The organism is Microlunatus phosphovorus NM-1, from assembly GCF_000270245.1.
GTDB classification, from domain to species: Bacteria; Actinomycetota; Actinomycetes; order Propionibacteriales; family Propionibacteriaceae; genus Microlunatus; species Microlunatus phosphovorus.
The window spans coordinates 1,663,552-1,679,731 of sequence record NC_015635.1 but is presented as its reverse complement, the minus strand read 5'-3'; the positions used below and the strand labels follow the sequence as shown (position 1 = coordinate 1,679,731).

Annotated in this window: 17 protein-coding genes; 8 read left to right on the top strand and 9 right to left on the bottom strand. The window is 65.7% G+C overall.

All coding sequences use genetic code 11. The features are described from left to right. Window positions 1-12: 12 nt before the first annotated feature. Window positions 13-594 (top strand): DinB family protein, encoded by a 582-nt coding sequence (locus tag MLP_RS07545; protein WP_013862451.1) that lies wholly within the window; start codon window positions 13-15, stop codon window positions 592-594. Window positions 595-598: 4 nt separating this feature from the next. Here the strand turns inward: MLP_RS07545 and MLP_RS07540 are convergent, their stop codons facing one another. Further along, on the bottom strand, window positions 599-2,449 hold the full coding sequence (locus MLP_RS07540; RefSeq protein ID WP_013862450.1) for a DUF222 domain-containing protein: 1,851 nt from the start codon (window positions 2,447-2,449) through the stop codon (window positions 599-601). A 205-nt stretch (window positions 2,450-2,654) separates the two neighbouring features. Between MLP_RS07540 and MLP_RS07535 the strand changes: the two genes are divergently transcribed. From MLP_RS07535 to MLP_RS07525, 3 genes are read left to right on the top strand one after another with little or no spacing between them, the layout of a single operon-like run. Then, window positions 2,655-3,581 (top strand): phosphodiester glycosidase family protein, encoded by a 927-nt coding sequence (locus tag MLP_RS07535; RefSeq protein ID WP_013862449.1) that lies wholly within the window; start codon window positions 2,655-2,657, stop codon window positions 3,579-3,581. A gap of 10 nt (window positions 3,582-3,591) precedes the next feature. Continuing rightward, window positions 3,592-4,776, top strand: coding sequence for a GtrA family protein (locus MLP_RS07530; protein WP_013862448.1), 1,185 nt, complete (start codon window positions 3,592-3,594; stop codon window positions 4,774-4,776). Then, window positions 4,769-5,152: a VOC family protein gene (locus MLP_RS07525; protein WP_231851433.1), complete on the top strand. Its 384-nt coding sequence runs from the start codon at window positions 4,769-4,771 to the stop codon at window positions 5,150-5,152. The genes MLP_RS07530 and MLP_RS07525 overlap by 8 nt, the downstream gene beginning before the upstream one ends. Window positions 5,153-5,514: 362 nt before the next feature. On the opposite strand, the gene MLP_RS07520 is transcribed toward MLP_RS07525, so the two are convergent. From MLP_RS07520 to MLP_RS07510, 3 genes are read right to left on the bottom strand one after another with little or no spacing between them, the layout of a single operon-like run. Further along, window positions 5,515-5,925: a RidA family protein gene (locus tag MLP_RS07520; RefSeq protein ID WP_013862445.1), complete on the bottom strand. Its 411-nt coding sequence runs from the start codon at window positions 5,923-5,925 to the stop codon at window positions 5,515-5,517. Continuing rightward, a complete protein-coding gene (locus MLP_RS07515) occupies window positions 5,926-6,930 on the bottom strand; it encodes a phosphotransferase (RefSeq protein WP_013862444.1) in 1,005 nt (334 codons plus the stop codon). Between the two features lie 4 nt (window positions 6,931-6,934). Further along, window positions 6,935-7,234, bottom strand: coding sequence for a VOC family protein (locus tag MLP_RS07510; protein WP_156821079.1), 300 nt, complete (start codon window positions 7,232-7,234; stop codon window positions 6,935-6,937). A gap of 169 nt (window positions 7,235-7,403) precedes the next feature. On the opposite strand from MLP_RS07510, the gene MLP_RS07505 reads away from it, so the two are divergent. Together MLP_RS07505 and MLP_RS07500 are read left to right on the top strand one after the other, a co-directional pair. Beyond that, on the top strand, window positions 7,404-8,189 hold the full coding sequence (locus MLP_RS07505; RefSeq protein WP_013862442.1) for a MerR family transcriptional regulator: 786 nt from the start codon (window positions 7,404-7,406) through the stop codon (window positions 8,187-8,189). An 81-nt stretch (window positions 8,190-8,270) separates the two neighbouring features. Continuing rightward, on the top strand, window positions 8,271-8,630 hold the full coding sequence (locus MLP_RS07500; RefSeq protein WP_083843741.1) for a pyridoxamine 5'-phosphate oxidase family protein: 360 nt from the start codon (window positions 8,271-8,273) through the stop codon (window positions 8,628-8,630). Between the two features lie 81 nt (window positions 8,631-8,711). Here the strand turns inward: MLP_RS07500 and istB are convergent, their stop codons facing one another. The 4 genes from istB to MLP_RS07480 all read right to left on the bottom strand — a co-directional run bounded on the left by istB (window position 8,712) and on the right by MLP_RS07480 (window position 13,285). Beyond that, window positions 8,712-9,521 carry an IS21-like element helper ATPase IstB gene (gene istB / locus MLP_RS07495; protein WP_013862440.1) on the bottom strand — a complete coding sequence of 270 codons (810 nt, stop codon included), beginning with the start codon at window positions 9,519-9,521 and terminating at the stop codon, window positions 8,712-8,714. Continuing rightward, window positions 9,518-11,137 (bottom strand): IS21 family transposase, encoded by a 1,620-nt coding sequence (gene istA / locus MLP_RS07490; protein WP_041791596.1) that lies wholly within the window; start codon window positions 11,135-11,137, stop codon window positions 9,518-9,520. The genes istB and istA overlap by 4 nt, the downstream gene beginning before the upstream one ends. Window positions 11,138-11,559: 422 nt before the next feature. Continuing rightward, complete coding sequence (locus tag MLP_RS07485; RefSeq protein ID WP_013862438.1) at window positions 11,560-12,405, bottom strand: aminoglycoside adenylyltransferase domain-containing protein; 846 nt, start codon at window positions 12,403-12,405, stop codon at window positions 11,560-11,562. 28 nt (window positions 12,406-12,433) lie between these two features. Then, the gene (locus tag MLP_RS07480) at window positions 12,434-13,285 is read right to left on the bottom strand and encodes a serine/threonine-protein kinase (protein WP_013862437.1); all 852 of its coding nucleotides are present in this window, start codon (window positions 13,283-13,285) and stop codon (window positions 12,434-12,436) included. A 32-nt stretch (window positions 13,286-13,317) separates the two neighbouring features. Here MLP_RS07480 and MLP_RS07475 point away from each other — a divergent pair, with 32 nt between their 5' ends. Further along, window positions 13,318-14,181: an alpha/beta fold hydrolase gene (locus MLP_RS07475; protein WP_013862436.1), complete on the top strand. Its 864-nt coding sequence runs from the start codon at window positions 13,318-13,320 to the stop codon at window positions 14,179-14,181. Between the two features lie 102 nt (window positions 14,182-14,283). After that, window positions 14,284-14,994, top strand: coding sequence for a DUF899 domain-containing protein (locus tag MLP_RS07470; protein WP_013862435.1), 711 nt, complete (start codon window positions 14,284-14,286; stop codon window positions 14,992-14,994). A 52-nt stretch (window positions 14,995-15,046) separates the two neighbouring features. Here MLP_RS07470 and MLP_RS07465 read toward each other — a convergent pair whose 3' ends face one another. Then, window positions 15,047-16,144 (bottom strand): aminotransferase class V-fold PLP-dependent enzyme, encoded by a 1,098-nt coding sequence (locus tag MLP_RS07465; protein ID WP_013862434.1) that lies wholly within the window; start codon window positions 16,142-16,144, stop codon window positions 15,047-15,049. Window positions 16,145-16,180: the final 36 nt, after the last annotated feature.

The window sequence follows — 16,180 nt, the reverse complement described above, 5'->3', positions numbered from 1 at the left end:
ATCGTCGACTACATGACTGCCCCAAAGCAGACCCTGCTCCGCTACCTCGGCAAGGAGCGCGCCGCGCTGCTCGCCACTCTCGACGGCCTGGATGATCGCCAGGTCCGCTGGCCGCTGACGCCGTCCGGCACGAATCTGCTCGGCATCGTCAAGCACACCGCCAGTGTCAGTCTCGGCTACTTCGGTGAGACCTTCGGTCGCGATCATGGGCAGGCACTGCCCTGGTTCGATGAGGATGCTGAACTGAACGCCGACATGTGGGCGACCGCCGACGAGTCCCGCGAGCAGATCGTCGCCCTATACGAGGAATCCGCACGCCAAGCCGACGCGACCATCGAAGCACTGGAGCTGGACTCGCCGGGCCGGGTGCCCTGGTGGCGACCGGAGAAGGCCGACGTCACGCTCGGCCAGATCATCGTGCACATGATCGCCGAGACCGCACATCACGCCGGCCACGCCGACATCGTCCGTGAGCTGCTGCTGGATGCTCCCCCGACCCAAGACCCGAATCTGCCGGGCTGGACGCCCGAGCGCTGGGCGGCGTACCGCACCCAACTGGAGCAGATCGCCGACGCGGCTCACTCAGGGCGCTGATGTTTCAAAGCGCGGAGTTCGCCTGCGCTGAATCAGCTCCGGCCCCGGTGCTAGAAACCGTCTCCCAGAGTTGGCAAGTCCAAGGCCCGTCGCCGAGCAGCAGGGTGCCTTGGTTGGTGACGATGCTGATCCAGCCGTGGGGTGATCGCCACACATACGTACCCAGGCTCGGACTTCGGACCTGCCAGCCACCGACGGTCTTGGCCCGATGCTCCGATCTGGCCAGCGGTGCGAGACTGTCGACCGAAGTCTGACCCGGTGGTCCGTTCTTGCGATAGCTCCTGGTGTGGTCCAAGTCGAGTCGGCCACCGGTGCTGATCTCGGTAACCGGGCTGAACGGCCACACCGACCCCGGATGCCGGGTGTGCACGGCCTCGCGGATCGCCATCGGGATTTCATAGCTGTCCACGGGTGCGACCGCCGCCGGATCCAACACTGGTCGGATCGTGATCGTGGGATCAGCATCGGTGAGCCAGCGCCGGAACTGTTCCAAGGTGATCGGCCCGTCCGCGGTCCGCAGCACCCCATGTTGGTCGATCAGCGTCTGATCGGTGACATGGACGTGAATGACGGCCTTGGTCGCACATGCGGCGAGACCAGCCTTGGTGAAGGGCCGTAGGTCATACGTCGACCCACATGCCCGGCACGCGCCACGCTCATCACGAGAGGTCGCGCAAGAGCCGGGCTCGGCGGAACCGAAGGCCGCGGGAGAAGGCGAAGCATCCATCCCGGCCGCCTCCACGGCCTCTTCCGAGCGTCCGTCCGCCGCAGCCGGCCGAGTATCACGCTGCTCGTCGAGCCAGGCCCGATCGTCCTCATCGACCGGCGACTCCGAACCGTCAGCCGTGGCACCACCCTCTGACACCGGTTCTTCTGATGCAGGCTCGGATTGGGCGTTCCAGCAGTCCTCGAGGTCGTCGAGATCATCGAACCCAGGCTGATGATAGTTCCCATGCCCAGCGGTCTGCCATCCCGCCTGAGGGACATCGTCTTCCGCCCATGGATCCGTTGGGTCGTCCAAGTGCGCAGCCACCCGCTCTTCCGGGTGTCGTGGATCGTCCGGATCGGCGGCGTGCCGCGCGAGGATATCCCTCAGCTTGGCCTGGTGAGCGATGATCCCCATCGCCTTCGACCGGCGGATCCCGACAGGATCTTCATCCCCTTCCTCCGCCAGACACTGCGCAACCCGGTTCACCAGCGCCATGAACGCGGCGTCATCGCCAGCCTCCATCCGAGCGACCAGAGTCCGCAGCCCCTGCTCCCCACGAAACGAGCGCACGTCTCGCTGCCCGGCAGCCTCTTCGGCACGACGCCGGTAGGTGTCTTCGTCGACCCGCAGTAGCGCCGCATCGAAGATGTCGAGGAACCGTGCCCACGCCACCTGCTCGACCCACCGGGTGATCTGCATGTCCAGGCACCACGACGTCAACGCCCCGAGATGCGCGGAGCGCTCGGCAATCTGGCGAACCTTCCACAACCAGACTTCTCCGGCCTTCACCCGCTCCCACAGCCTGGGCAGCCGATAGCGCACAATCAGGGCCACTCGCATCAGGCTCTTGGCCGCTGCCGGTCCGGTCTGCAGCGCCTTTCCCAGCTCGGCGGGCGAGCACTCGGCCACCAGCGGCGTACCCGTTGGCCCGATCCGGACGAACCGGTCAACCAACGCACTCTGTGCCTCGATCGCGGCATCATCAGCAAGCTCCAGCTCCGCCGGCGCACCATGACAGCCCGCCCACGCCGCAGCGATCACCAGCTTCCGACAGCCAGCCTGCCGCTCGGCCGCCACCGTGTCCGCAGCCAGCCGGAGCAAGGCGCTCGGATCACCGAGCGCTTCCTCCAGCTTCGACTCGAACATGTATCTGATTATAGGCAATATTCGAATGTTTGTCCAGCGACCCGGACGCGGATGTCTAAACGAGAGTGCCCTGGCCGTACTCGGCAACGCATCGAGTGTCCTTCTCCCGATCCGAACAGCACTCACAGCAGCCACCTAGCCGCCTCCCGGACCGCGCCCAGCAGACCTTGACCTAATGGGAAGCCACTTCGAAGGAAGGCTCCTCATGTCAGGTGTCAGTCGCCGCGGCTTCATCGTCGGTGGGCTCGGCCTCCTCGCCGGAATCGGCGGCACGGCGGGCTGGGCAGCGGATCGCTATCTGATCCCGCACGTCGAGGTGACCTCGACCGACACCCTCGGCACCGGCGACGTCACCGTCGCCGCCGCGGCCAAGAACGGGCAAGCCAGCGCGACCGGATATGCGAGCAGTACGGCGACGATCTCCATCGACACGGTGGTGACCGGCAGCGGGAACGACAAGGTCACCGCCTACGTCGCCGACGTACAGGTCAGCGACGCGACGATCATCCGCGCGGCCTTCGCCGAGGACACATTCGGCACCAACGTCATCGCCAAGACCTCCGACATCGCAGCGCAGGCGGGCGCGGTGCTGGCGATCAACGGTGACTACTACGGCTTCCGAGACACCGGCATCGTCATCCGCAACGGCGTGGCCTATCGCGACGCCGGCGCCCGTCAGGGTCTGCTGTTGCGCACCGACGGCACCCTCTCCCTCTACGACGAGACGAGCACCTCCGCCGATGATCTGCTCGCCAAGGGCGCCTGGCAGACCTGGTCCTTCGGACCCGGGCTCGTCAACGGTGGAGCAATCGTCGAAGGCATCGACGACGTCGAGATCGACACCAACGTGGGCAACCACTCCGTTCAGGGCAATCAGCCCCGAACCGCGATCGGGATGATCGCTGCCAACCACTTCCTGTTCGCAGCTGTCGATGGCCGCAGCGCCGGCTACTCACGCGGCATGACGATGACCGAGTTGGCGCAGCTGCTCCTCGATCGCGGCGTACAGGTCGGCTACAACCTCGATGGCGGCGGCTCGACCACCATGGTGCTCGACGGAGATCTGATCAACGACCCGCTGGGCAGAGACCGCGAACGCGGCACCTCCGACATCATCTACGTGGCCGGATAGGTCGACAGAGATGATCGTCTTGATCCCGTCCTACCAACCTGGCAAGGCGTTGGTCGATCTGGTCGACGCGCTTGCGGACTCCACAGTGGTGGTCGTCGACGATGGTTCGGGCTCGGACTATGCCTCGGTGTTCGCGATGGTCCAGGCCCGCGGCGTCGAAGTCGTTAGCCATCCGACGAACCTCGGCAAGGGTGCGGCTCTGAAATCCGGTTTCGCCTACATCGCCAAACGGTTCCCTGGTCACTCCGTGGTCTGCGCCGATAGCGACGGGCAGCACCGCCCGGTCGACATCGCGAAGGTCGCTACCGAACTCGAACTGGGCGATGCCGCGATCATCCTCGGTGCCCGCGGCTTCACCGGAAAGGTCCCGCTGCGTAGCCGGTTCGGCAACACCGTCACTCGGACCGTCTTCGGCGCGCTCACGGGCCGCCGGCTCCGCGACACCCAGACCGGCCTGCGCGGCTATCCGGCAGAGCAGCTCAGCTGGTTGCTGTCGGTGCCCGGCAACAGGTTCGAGTACGAGCAACAGGTGCTTTTGCAGGCTGTCGACGAGGGTCACGACATCGCCGAGGTCGAGATCGCCACCGTCTATCTGGCCGCGAACGCCTCCTCTCATTTCCGTACGGTCCAAGACTCCTGGGCCGTCTATCAGCCCTTGCTCCGGCACGCGCGACATGTCGGCAGGTTCAGCCTCAGCTCGGCTGCCGGCTGGCTGATCGACGTGACCGTGTTCGCGATCTTGACCATGCTCAGCGTGGGTCCGCTGCTCGCCCTGCTTCTTGCCCGGTTACTCAGCGCATCGACGAACTTCGCCATCAACCGCCACTGGGTGTTCGGCGGGCGACAGTTGCCGCCCCTGCTCGGTGCCGGCGGTCGCTATCTGGCACTCGCGACCGTCGTGCTGGGCGTCAACCTGCTGATGCTCGACGGTCTACTCTCGCTCGAGCTCTGGGCCGTACCCGCCAAGGTCATCTGCGATGTCGTGCTGTTCACCGGCAGCTTCACCATCCAGCGGCGCTGGTGGGGGTGTCGATCCTCCGCCGCGCCTGGCTCCTGTCATCAAACCCAGGATCTGGCACTCCCTGTGAAAGATCACACGTACGTAGCCGTCGTATCAAGGTCGGGTGACCCTCAGAAGACCGTCGAGATCGCGAATGCAAGACTGCCGAATGCTGACCAACCGCACCATGCCTGACAATGCCCTTCTCCCCGTCCTGGCCTATCCATCGGTGTCGGAAGCCGTGACCTGGCTTATCAAGGCATTCGGATTCACCCTGCGCTGGCAGATCGAGGAGCACAGAGCCCAACTCGGCGTGGGCGATCACGCCGCCATCGTGATCACGGAGGGACCCCGACCTTCCGATGGCATCGACCACGTTATGGTCCGGGTCCCTGACGTCGACGCCCACCGCGCTCGGGCCGCAAGTGCCGGCGCGGTCGTCGACGACGCAGCGAATCACTTCTACGGCGAGCGGCAGTACACCGCGACCGACTTCGCCGGAAGAACCTGGGTCTTCAGCCAGTCGATCGCCGACCTTGATCCAACAGATTGGGGAGCACACACCGCCTGACAGGGTCAGGGCCGAGCATCACCACGACGTGATCGGGGCCGGCATCCGCGACGATGTCGAGCATCTCGACGGTGATCGATGTGTCACGTGAGGCCGCCGACCTAAACTCATGACATGACAGCGCGGCGTGGCGAGCTGATCCATCTGATCGAGGACACGCGGACGATCAGGTTGATGCCCTGCTCACGAACGCGCGCCTGCTCGCCGCGAACAAGCCCCGCCGCACCTGGCCACCGCGATTCATCGGAATGATCAAGGACGGTTCCCCGGCCACGGGCCAGCGACCAGCCACATCGACTGGTGCGCCAGGGTTGCTTCGCGACACTTGAAGCAACCACCGCGCACCAGTGAGTGAGCACTCACTACGGGTTCGAGTCGCACGCTGCGACGGCCTCGATCTCCACCAGTTGGTCGGGATAGCCCAGCACCGTGACACCCAGCAAGGTGCTCGGCACGTCGTGCGGGCCGAACCGGTCCGCAACGACATTCCACACCGTCACCAGGTCCGCACGGTCTGCGGTGGCGACCAGCACCCGGGTGGCCAGCACGTCCGTCAGCGATGCACCGATCTCAGCCAACGCTGCTTCCAGGTTGTCGAGCGCCGCAACGGCTTGAGCGGCATGGTCACCGGGAGCCCGAGTCGTTCCGGTTGAGTCGAGCGGACAGGCACCGGCCAGGAACACGAGACTGCTGCCCGGAGGAGCCATCGCTGCGTACGCGTACGGAGCTTCCGCCAGAATCGATGATCGGATCAGTCTGATGTGCTCGGACATCTACGACAGCATGCCGCACCCGAATGCCTGGCCGGCTGTGAGCCAGGTCCAAGGGGTCGGACCGAGGTCGTGGGCATCACTGACGCCGGCGTGCTCGAAGTTGCTGATCACGGCACGGCTTCGGCGAAGCGGCGCCAGAAAGGCGGCCGCATCGAAGGCCAGCTCGAGATCCTGTCGCGCGCCGTACTGGCTCCATGCACCCAGGTAGGCGGAGCTGATGCTGCGGAGATCCTCACGGTTGAGGTCGAACCTCGTGCTGTCCCGCGTCCATCGTCGATGGCAGTCGTAGAGCAGCGGCATCAGCGACATGAACGGGTGCGTCCATGCGGCATCCCCGAGATCGATGAATCTGTACGCGCCGCTCGACTTCGCCGCCAGGATGTTCCCCATCCAGAGGTCGCCGTGATCAAGACTGAGCGGAACAGCCGAGGCCGTGAGGACCTGGCCGGCAGACCGATAGCTGGGCAATTCGCTGATCAACCTGTCGTACTGATCTGTGGTGATACGACGCAGGTCGGTCGCCGGCATGGCCGCGAGGATCTGCGCCTGCGACCGAAGCTCCGCGACCGCGTCAGCAGGACTCCAGTTCGGGATGCCGGCAGCTGCGGCTTCGGTATCACGTCCGACCAAGGACTGCTGCAGCTTGGCGTAGTCGACGACCACCTCAGCCATCAAGTCCGGGTTGACATCGAACTCGTGCAAGTTGGGACCGCCGTCCCGGAGCAGCATGCGTGCCTCAGCCAGATCCGACGCGAGCGGAGGCTCAACGAATCGTGGGGCCGCTTCAGCGCAGAACTGGTGAAACCGGATCTCCTGTGCATCCCGTGGTCGGAGCTGTTTCATCACCGCGTCACCCGAAGCGGCAGATATGCGCCACACCGCCGACCAGGCTTGGATCGAAAGATCGTGCATCGAGTTCGCATGATTAACACCCATCGAGTCGAGCGTCTCGAACGCCCATCGTTGCGCCTCTGCACGCCAGGTTGCAGACCCCCACCGAGACACGTGGCTATCGGCCCGTCGAAGACATGAGCTCGATGGTCAAACCGACAGACAACTGAAGGAACGCGGACTGATTGCCCGCTTCGTCTGTCGTTGGCTCGCGGACAACCGATGCACCAGCGTCGCGGCCGATTCTGGCCGCCGTCACCACATCATCGACGTCGAGTTGAAGCAAGACGCCGCCCAGCGACGGAACATCCACCATCGCTCCGCGCATGATCGACAGCGTGATCGACGGTCCGGTGACCTCGACATAGCCGTCCTCCCCGACGACCTCAAGACCAAGGGCACGCAGCAGGTCTGCCACCTGGTCGACTTCGGCGTTGGTCTGCAGGATGAGTGACAGCGCGCGGACACTAGTGATCGGCATGATTCTCTCCGTCAGAGATCGGGAACGTCAGTCTGACGGAATCTAGAACATGACGTAACGTCAGATTCAAGTGCTTCGTGCTCACGGTGCTGGTCGAGGAATACCGATGGATGGATCACAAGGCGAACCGACTTGGCGCGTCGGCGAACTCGCGCGGTTGACGGGATTGTCGGTGCGCACACTCCACCACTATGACCAGATCGGTCTCCTTCAACCCGCCCGACGAACGCCGGGAGGTCATCGTCTCTACACGCCGGCCGATGTCACCCAACTCGCGTTCATCGTGGTGTTGCGTCGCGCCGGAGTGGCACTGGCCGAGATCGGAAGACAATTGAAGGCGCATCCTGGCGGATTTGATCTGGCCACGACGATGGAGCAACGATCCCGTGCGCTTGAGGAGACGTTGATCGACACGGTCGCGTTCGGTCGCCTGCTTGCAGCTGAGCCGGTGGAATCCGTCGCCGGCGATCCGAGTCGACTGCGTCGCCTGGTGCGTTGGGTGCCGCAGCACAGCACCACGACCCAGCCCCTCATCCTGCTCGTCTATGCCGATGTCGAGGTCGCCTATCACCGCCTGATCGACATGTTCGGCTTCGAGCCGGGTCCGATCAGTCGCCGCCCGGACGGGACGTGCGGCTACGCCGAGTTGTCCGGACCGACTGGCAGCATCCGACTCCACGCGCCAAGGCCCGGTCTGAGCCCACCGGATCCGACCTCCGATCCGTCGTCGATGACCGTGGTCGGCGTGGCCAACATCATCGAGCATCACCAGCAGGCGAAGCGGGCAGGAGCGGAGATCGTACGGCCGGTCAGCACTCTTTTCGGCATGCGTGAATACCAGGCTTTCGATCACGAGCACCACCTATGGTGCTTTCAAGAGCCGACGACGTAGTCCACTGAAGAAGAGCCTCGGTCGCCTGTCCTTGGAGTGCATCGAGCGCACGGGCGGCGCACGCCTGACAGAATCCGCGCCATGCCGCTCACGAATCCATGGCTCTCCGGCGCCGCACCCACGAGGCTCCTCCCTCGTGCGGATCTCGAAGAACGCATTCTCAATCTCTTGTCGTCACAGAACATGGCGGTCATCGCCACGACCAACCGCGATGGCTCACCGGCCGCCACGCCGGTCCGGTACTTCAGCCTGGGATTCGAGATCTTCTACACGAGCTGGAACGACTCGGCGAAGTCCCGGAACCTACGCCGCGATCCTCGCGTGTCGGCGGGAATCTTCGCTCCCCTGGCCGGTCAGGCCAGCAGCCGCGGCGCTCAACTCTTCGGCACGGCGCGGACGATCTGTCAAGGGCCAGCAGAACTTGACCACTGGCGGTCTTGATGGCTGACCGGTGGCGGTCACGAGAAGTGCACGGTGGTGGCCATGGGTTCTGCCCGGGGTTGGCCACCGTCCGGCCTTGGTTCAGCTGCTCAAGGGGTTCACCCCCTGGCCGGCGAGTGCTTGGGTGAGGCGGACCGAGTCGCCGGTGGTCTGGCAGATGTGGGCGTGGTGGAGGAGCCGGTCGACGGTGGCGGTGGCCAGGGTCTTGGGCATGAGCTCGTCGAAGGCTGCTGGGTGCAGGTTCGACGAGATCGCGATGGAGCGTTTCTCGTAGCCGGCGTCGACCAGCCGGTAGAGGCCCTCGGTGGCGTCGGCGGCGACCGGGAGCAGCCCGATGTCGTCGACCACGATCAGGTCGGCCCGTAGCACCCGGGCGATCGCTTTGGTGACGGTGTCGTCGGCGCGGTGCCGGCGCAGCAGCACCCCGAGGTCTTCCAGGGTGAACCAGGCGACTCGTAGTCCTTGTTCGACGGCGTGCTGGCCGAGTGCTTCGAGCAGGAACGTCTTCCCGGTGCCCGACGGTCCGCAGACGACGAGGTTCTCGCGGCGGCCGATCCATTCCAGGGTGCGTAGCGCTTGCTGGGTTGGTGCTGGGATCGACGACAACTGGGGGTCCCAGCCGCCGAAGGTCTTGCCGGTGGGGAACCCGGCCGCGGTGCGGCGGGTGGCCAGGGCGGAGCGTTCCCGGCCGGCGACTTCCTCGGCGAGCAGGATCCGCAGCACCTCGACCGGTTCCCAGCGTTGTGCTCGGGCGGTGGCGATCACCTCCGGCGCGGCGCGGCGGATATGGGGCAGCCGCATCCGCCGCAGCAGCTGCTCGACATCGGCCGGCAGCGGCGGCGGTAGCGGTGCCCCGGCTTTCGGGACCGCGGCAGTGGTGGTGGCGGTCATCGGCCAACCCCCTGACTGCTGGTCACCGGGCTGCTGGTCATCACCTGGCTGTTGGTGACGGGTTGGCCGAGTTGTGCCCAGCTGAGGGTGCCCTGGGCCAGGGAGTGCTGGTCGCCGGCACGACGCGCCGCCGACGGCTGGTCGGGTCGGGGGTGGCGGGCGTGGTGGTCGAGGATGGAGGCCAGGTCGGCCTCGGCGAACCGGCCGTGGACGGCGGCGTGGCCGAGTGCCCAGTCCACGTCGCGGGCGTCGAACAGGCGGGACAGATCGACGGCCTGGGCCATCTTGACCCGCATCTTGCCCGTGCCGGCAGCTGCTGCCTCGCGCAGCCACAGCACCGCCCCGTCGCCGAGGGCGAGGAACGCTGACTCCGCCGGGTTCTTCGCTTTCGGGGCCCGGTCCAGCGGCCCGGCCGGGGCGGGCGGGAAATGGCTGTCGTCGACCCGGGGGCTGCCGGGACGGGTGCGGTCGTGCCGGGCGATCTCGACCGGCCCCCGGGCCGGGTCGACATAGGTGATCACGACCTGCTCATCGACTCCGCCGACCCCATAGCCGCGGACCCACACCGTCTTGCCCAGCAGGCTGGTCCCGCCGAAAGGCTCCCCATCGGGGCCGGCCAGCCGGTAAGGCACCGAGTACTGGCCGCCCTCGAAAGTGACCATCGGCGTGTTCGCCGGCACGATCCGGGTCGTGCCGAACGCCACCGTGTAAGGGACAGCGGCGACCGGATGCAGCCGGGCCCGTTCCTCGGCCAACATCTCCACCGGTGGCCGCCGGGTGATCCGGTGCGGGCGGGCGTTGACTCCGGTCTGGAACACTCCACAGGCCTTCCGCAGCTCAGCGAACGAGGCGTACTCGGGCAGCAGGTTCGCCTCCGTCGGCACCAGATCAGCCTTGCTGACCCGCACACTGGCCTCGCTGCCACCCTTCGACGCCGGATCCGCCGGCACACAGGTGTGCACGGTCACCGCGTAATGAGCCGCCCACGCGACCAGCTGCGCGTTACGGACCGGGATCCCGGCGATGTGGTCGGTGGTGACGGTCTTCTCATTGTCGGTCAGCACATAGGTCGGCACCCCACCCACCAGCCGGAACGTCTGGTCCAACGCGGCGAACACGCTCGGCAGCGTCTTGTCCCGCAACGCCAGCACGACCCGGAAACGGGACCAGGCCAGCCACGCGCAGAACAACACCGTGGCGACCCCGGCGACCATCGGGCCCTGCCCATAGTCGTACTGCAGCCACATCCCCGGCTCCGGGACCCATGGCCGGTGGACCCGTAACCGGCCATCACGGTAGGCCTGCTTCGCCTCCGCGACCGCGCGTCGGGTGGTCCGTTCCGACCCGGCATAGCCCATCGCGACCAGCTTGTCATGGGCCACATCCGCGCGGACCTTCCCGCGGGAACGCTCGACCAGCTCCTCCAGCTTCGGCAAAAACTCATCAATCAGCTGCGGCCGAACCACACCGTCGGCGACCGCACCACCCGCGGCGCGGGCCTCCACATAGCGTTTCACCGTGTTCGGCGAACACCCCGCCAGCTCGGCGGCATCACGCAACGACCTGGTCAGGTCGTAGGCATCCAAAATCTTCATGATCTCCTCGGCAGACTTCAACTCATCCCTTCCTCGGGTAGCGATCGGGCGCATCAGCACCGCTCATCGCACCCGAGGAAGGAGCCCAAACCCGGCAACCCGGGCAGGCAGACGACATCGTGTCGGGCAGATCCCATGACCGTCAGCGTTCAGTTCTCATGGCCGCCAACGATCAACTTCTTGGCCGTCTCCGTTCAGTTTCTCGTGGCCGCTGACAACGATCGAAAGAACCGATCCCGAGGCAGATCACTACTGGGGGGCGATCCACTGGCAGTCCGATCACGTCGAACGTGGTCGCTCGCTCGAAGAGCAACCCGCCGATCCGGTGACGATCATCACGCCCAGACGCATCCTCTACACCGAGCATTGGCTGCGTCGGACCGGCTTCGCTCCGCGCCAGACCTGGCGTAGCTCCGACGCCTCAACCCCGCAAGACCCGATCGTCAGCCGAGGTTGAGCTGGGTCCGTGCGAAGTCACGGAAACTCATCAACTCATCCTCGGGCCAGTCGAGGCCAGCAGTCCGCCTCGATGACGGCTCGACCTCGCCGTTCGACCGGTAGGCCGCCCAGGCCAGCCGGACGAGATCGTGGTGGGCAGTCGGGAGGCTGCAAAGTGCCCAGCGGGCGGCCTCGTCCTTGCTGTGCACCTGGTGGTGCTTCTGCTGGCGCAATTGAAGCACCCGACAGATATTGAGGACACCGTAGAAAGGCGACTCCAAGAGATTGCTGTCAGCCAGCACCCACGCAGCATCCTCATCAACCGCAGCCAGGAAGGCGTCCCAAGCAACCTCACCAAAGGCGTCCTCGATAGGCGCACCGAGCAGACCGATCCCACGTTGACGTACGTGGGTCAGGTGGGCAGCGAGATCGGGATCGGTGCCGTTCGCCGCGAAGTCGACCTGATCGGCCAGAATCGCTTCTTCCCAGACGCCAGAGACATGGAGTTCGTACGGCAACGGAGCCTCCGGTGTACGGGCCGTGTCTGCCGTGATCACGCTCAACTCGAGATTGCCCACGGTCGGCCGGGTCCGCATGTGGCGCACCAGCGCCCCCGCCAAGTCCCGGCGGCTCTCGACCGGCAGCGGCTGACCGTTCACAACCAGCAGATCGAGATCACTCTTGGGACGGAAGTACGACCCCATCGCGAGCGATCCATGCAGGTAGACGCCGACAAGATCGTCGCCCAACTCGGCCGCGAGCAGGGCAACAGTGGAACGAACGAACCCGGCGATGTCCTCGTCACAGGTCGGCCAGTCCTGAGCTCTGCCCGGGGGCTCCTCGATCGGCATCCGCGTACCGTAACAAGCTGGCTAGGGCTCAGCGTCGCGCCGCTCGCCACGCCGCGGCAAAGTCAGCGACCGAGTCGAAGCGCTTGTCCGGTTCGACCTCCAGCGCTTGCTCGAGCACGACTCGAAGGGGATCCGGCCCGCAAAACTGTTCGGCCTGTTCGGTGAGCCGGGTGCCGAAGTGCCAGGCGAGCCGACCCAGGGTGAACACGGTCGTGCGCTCATCGATGGGGGCGGCGAGCTCGAACTCCTCCGGGGCCATGAACCGGGTCGAGCCGAACATGCGTCCCATCACGTTGATGCTCGCTCCGCGGTGATAGCTGTCGAGATCGATGACCGTAAGTCGACCGGTGCTGAAGTCCAGGATCAAGCAGCCGTCGTTGAGATCCCCAGCGACCCAGCCCTCCTGAGCGAGGGTGCGATGAAGGTCGAGCAAGTCATCGAAGACCGGGATCAGACCATCCGATGGCAGATGCGCCAAGCGCTGGTAGGCGGTTTGCGGGTCGTCGCGGTCCGCACTCGCAGTGCCGATAAGCTCCCCGGGCGCACGGTCGTAGACGAGCATCGGACCCGATGGGGAATCGATGACGTTGCGGAGACGTGCCAGGCAGGGATGATCACACGACCGCGAGAGCTCCACCGCATTGCGCAGCAGTCGAACTCGATCGCCATGATCGAGGTATGGCATGGACACATCCGGAGGCTGCGGCCCCGGCGTTCCAGCTGTCTTGACGAACAGGTCACCATGATCGGTCCTGACGAGCCACGACACGTTGCCGGAGTCCTGCGAGTGATGATCGAAAGTCGCTAATACGGTCCCGGACCGCACGACCAGGCGTACTGGGTCCACCTCAGTCGATGCCAGCTTCAACAGGTCATTCACATCGGCAGGCTATGCCTGGGGAGAATGACCCGATGAAGTCCGACCAGCAGTTCCTGGAGATGGACGATGGCGTCCGGTTGCGAACCTGGTCCGGTGGCCGAGCAGTCGCCGATACGACGCCGTTGGTGTTGATCCATGGTGGTCCTGGTCTGCCCGACTATCTGGAACCGGTTGCGGAGATGGCGGCCGATTTGCATCGGGTCCATCGTTATGACCAACGAGGTACGGGCGGATCGCCGTGGGGCGGCGACCACACCATCGCCCGCCAGGTGCGCGACCTCGAGCTGTTGCTCGGCGCGTGGGGCTACGAGCGGGTCGTCTTGGTGGGGCATTCCTTCGGTGCCGACCTCGCCTGCTTCTTCCTCCTCGCTCACCCCGACCGGGTAGCCGGCGTCATCTTCCTGTCAGGCCCATTCCTGGGCCCGTGGCGCGAACCTACCCGGGCCGTCGAACGCTCCCGGCGATCGCCACGGCAGCAAGCGCGGCTCGACGAGCTGGCAGGCACCACAGCCCGCTCCGACGCCGAGGAGGTCGAATTCTTGACGCTGTCGTGGTTCACCGACCATGCCGATCCGGTCCATGGCTGGGCATGGGCTTCCGCCGCGGCGCAGACACGACAGCCGATCAACTACGAGATGAACGCCCAGCTCAACGCGGACAAGCGGGTCGCGCCGCTGGAGTCTCAGATCGATCAGCTTCGGACGCTCCTGCCGTCAAGCACGGTGATCATCGGCGGTGCGGGCGATCCGAGACCGGCATCGTTTCTTCGCCCGCTCGGCAAGCGTCTCGGCTGTGACGTCACGGTCATCCCGGACGCCGGCCACGAACCATGGTCGGAGAAGCCCGCGGAGTTCGCGACAGCATTCAGAGCGGCGATCCAACAGCTGCCTGGCTAAGGCGAAAGCGTGAGTGGGCGTCGCCGGATCTGACCGGCGAGGAGCAAGCAGCAGGCGACATCGACCGCCCGGGTGCTACCGGTGCGGCGTAGCTTGTCAAGCATGACGACTACACCTGACGCCCCGGCGCGGCCTCCGATCGTCGACGCGGACACCTGGCGCCGTGAACTGGACGAGCTACGTGTGCGGGAGAAGGCGGCCACCCGCGAGCTGGATGCCATCGCCGCGCAACGTCGACGGCTGCCGATGGTCGCGCTGCCGGACTACACGCTGGACAGCGCCGAAGGTCCGGTGCGACTGGTCGATGTCTTCGACGGCCGGACCCAGCTGATCACCTACCACCACATGTGGTCGCCGGGGGCCGAATGGCAGTGCGGCGGCTGCACCGGATTCACCTCCCAGTTCACCCGACTGGACTTCCTCGACGCCTACGACGCGCGGTTCGTGATCGTCACTCAGGGAGAGATCGGCGAAGCACTGGCCTACCGAGACAAGGTCGGCAACCAGATGGCGTGGTACTCCACGGCACACAGCCCGTTTGGGGCCGACGTCGATGCTCCACCTGGCGGTGGATTTGGCGTCAACGTGTTCCTGCGTCACGGCGACCAGGTCTTTCGCACCTGGCACACGAATGGACGCGGGACCGAGCAGCTGAGCCACACCTTCCCGCTGATCGACCTGCTCCCGTATGGCCGCCGCGAGTCCTGGCAGGACTCCCCGGACGGCTGGCCGCAGACCGACACCTATGACGGCTGGCTGGACTCACCCGATATCGCCCGGTTGTACGGCCCTGATGCAGGAAATCAGCCCTGACCGGGCGAATAAGGGCACGACACGCCGAGGGTGGCGACAGTCGGGGCGAGTTTCACGCACTTCCGGCCGGTGCGCAGGCAGAAACCAGCTCGTCGGCATCGGCGAGGGTGTTGTGCAGATGGAACGAGACCCGGGTGCGCCCGGCTCGCTGGGCACAGGCGATCCCCGCCTGACGTAGTCGCTCGGCGGCATCCTCAGTGGTCTCCAGGCTCACGATGGCCGAACCGGAGACGGGCAGACCCGCCCGGGTCTCGAACTCGGCGGCGAGTCGAGTGGCATGCCGATGCAAGTGGGACCTGCCGATACCGACAAGAAGCTCGAGCGACCGAGCCTGACCGACCCAGGAGAACCAGGCCGGTGAGACGTCGAACCGTCGGGCGTCATCGGCGAGCCGAAGCGGAGTCCCGTAGATGCTGTTCCACACCTCGTCACCGGCATACCAACCGGCAGTGTGTGGAATGACAGGGTGCTCGACCTCGGTCGTCGTGGCGAAGCAGGTGCCGCGCGGGGCCAGCAGGAACTTGTAGCCGCTGCACACCGTCCAGGTGAAGGATGCCGCGTCGATTGGCAGCCACCCGACAGCTTGGGTCGTGTCGAGGTAGACGCGGGTCCCGTTGGCAACAGCCCTAGCCAGCCCGTCAAGATCAGCGATCTCGCCGCTACCGGATTGGACGGCTGACACCGCAACCAAGTAGGTCTCCGGCCGAATAGCGCCGACGAGGTCGCCGAGCTCGACCTCTCTGACTCGTACGCCACGATCGGCCTGAGCGAGGAACGGAAACAGCACGCTGGTGAAGTCACCGCTGGCGACCAGGATCTCGGCGCCATCCGGCACCGAAGCCGCCACCAGGCCCGCGTACACACTGGCCTGACTGCCGACGCTGACCTGACGAGGCGCGATGTTGACCAGCTGGGCATAGAGCTCCCGGGAGCGTGCCACGTCGGCGTCGAAGGTCGATGGAATGCTCTGGCCCTGTTGCCAGTCGTCGAGTGCTGCCCGGACCGCATCCACCGTCCGTCGCGGCGGCAAGCCAACGGTGGCGGAGTTGAGATAGACGTTGGCGGGGCTGAACTCCTGTTGGACGGCAGCGATCCGCGCGGCGGTCTCGTCCTCGACGTTGGCAACGAGATTCCCGACTGGCCCGTTCATTCGCACCAACCTATCGGTCGACCCATCCGCGACCTG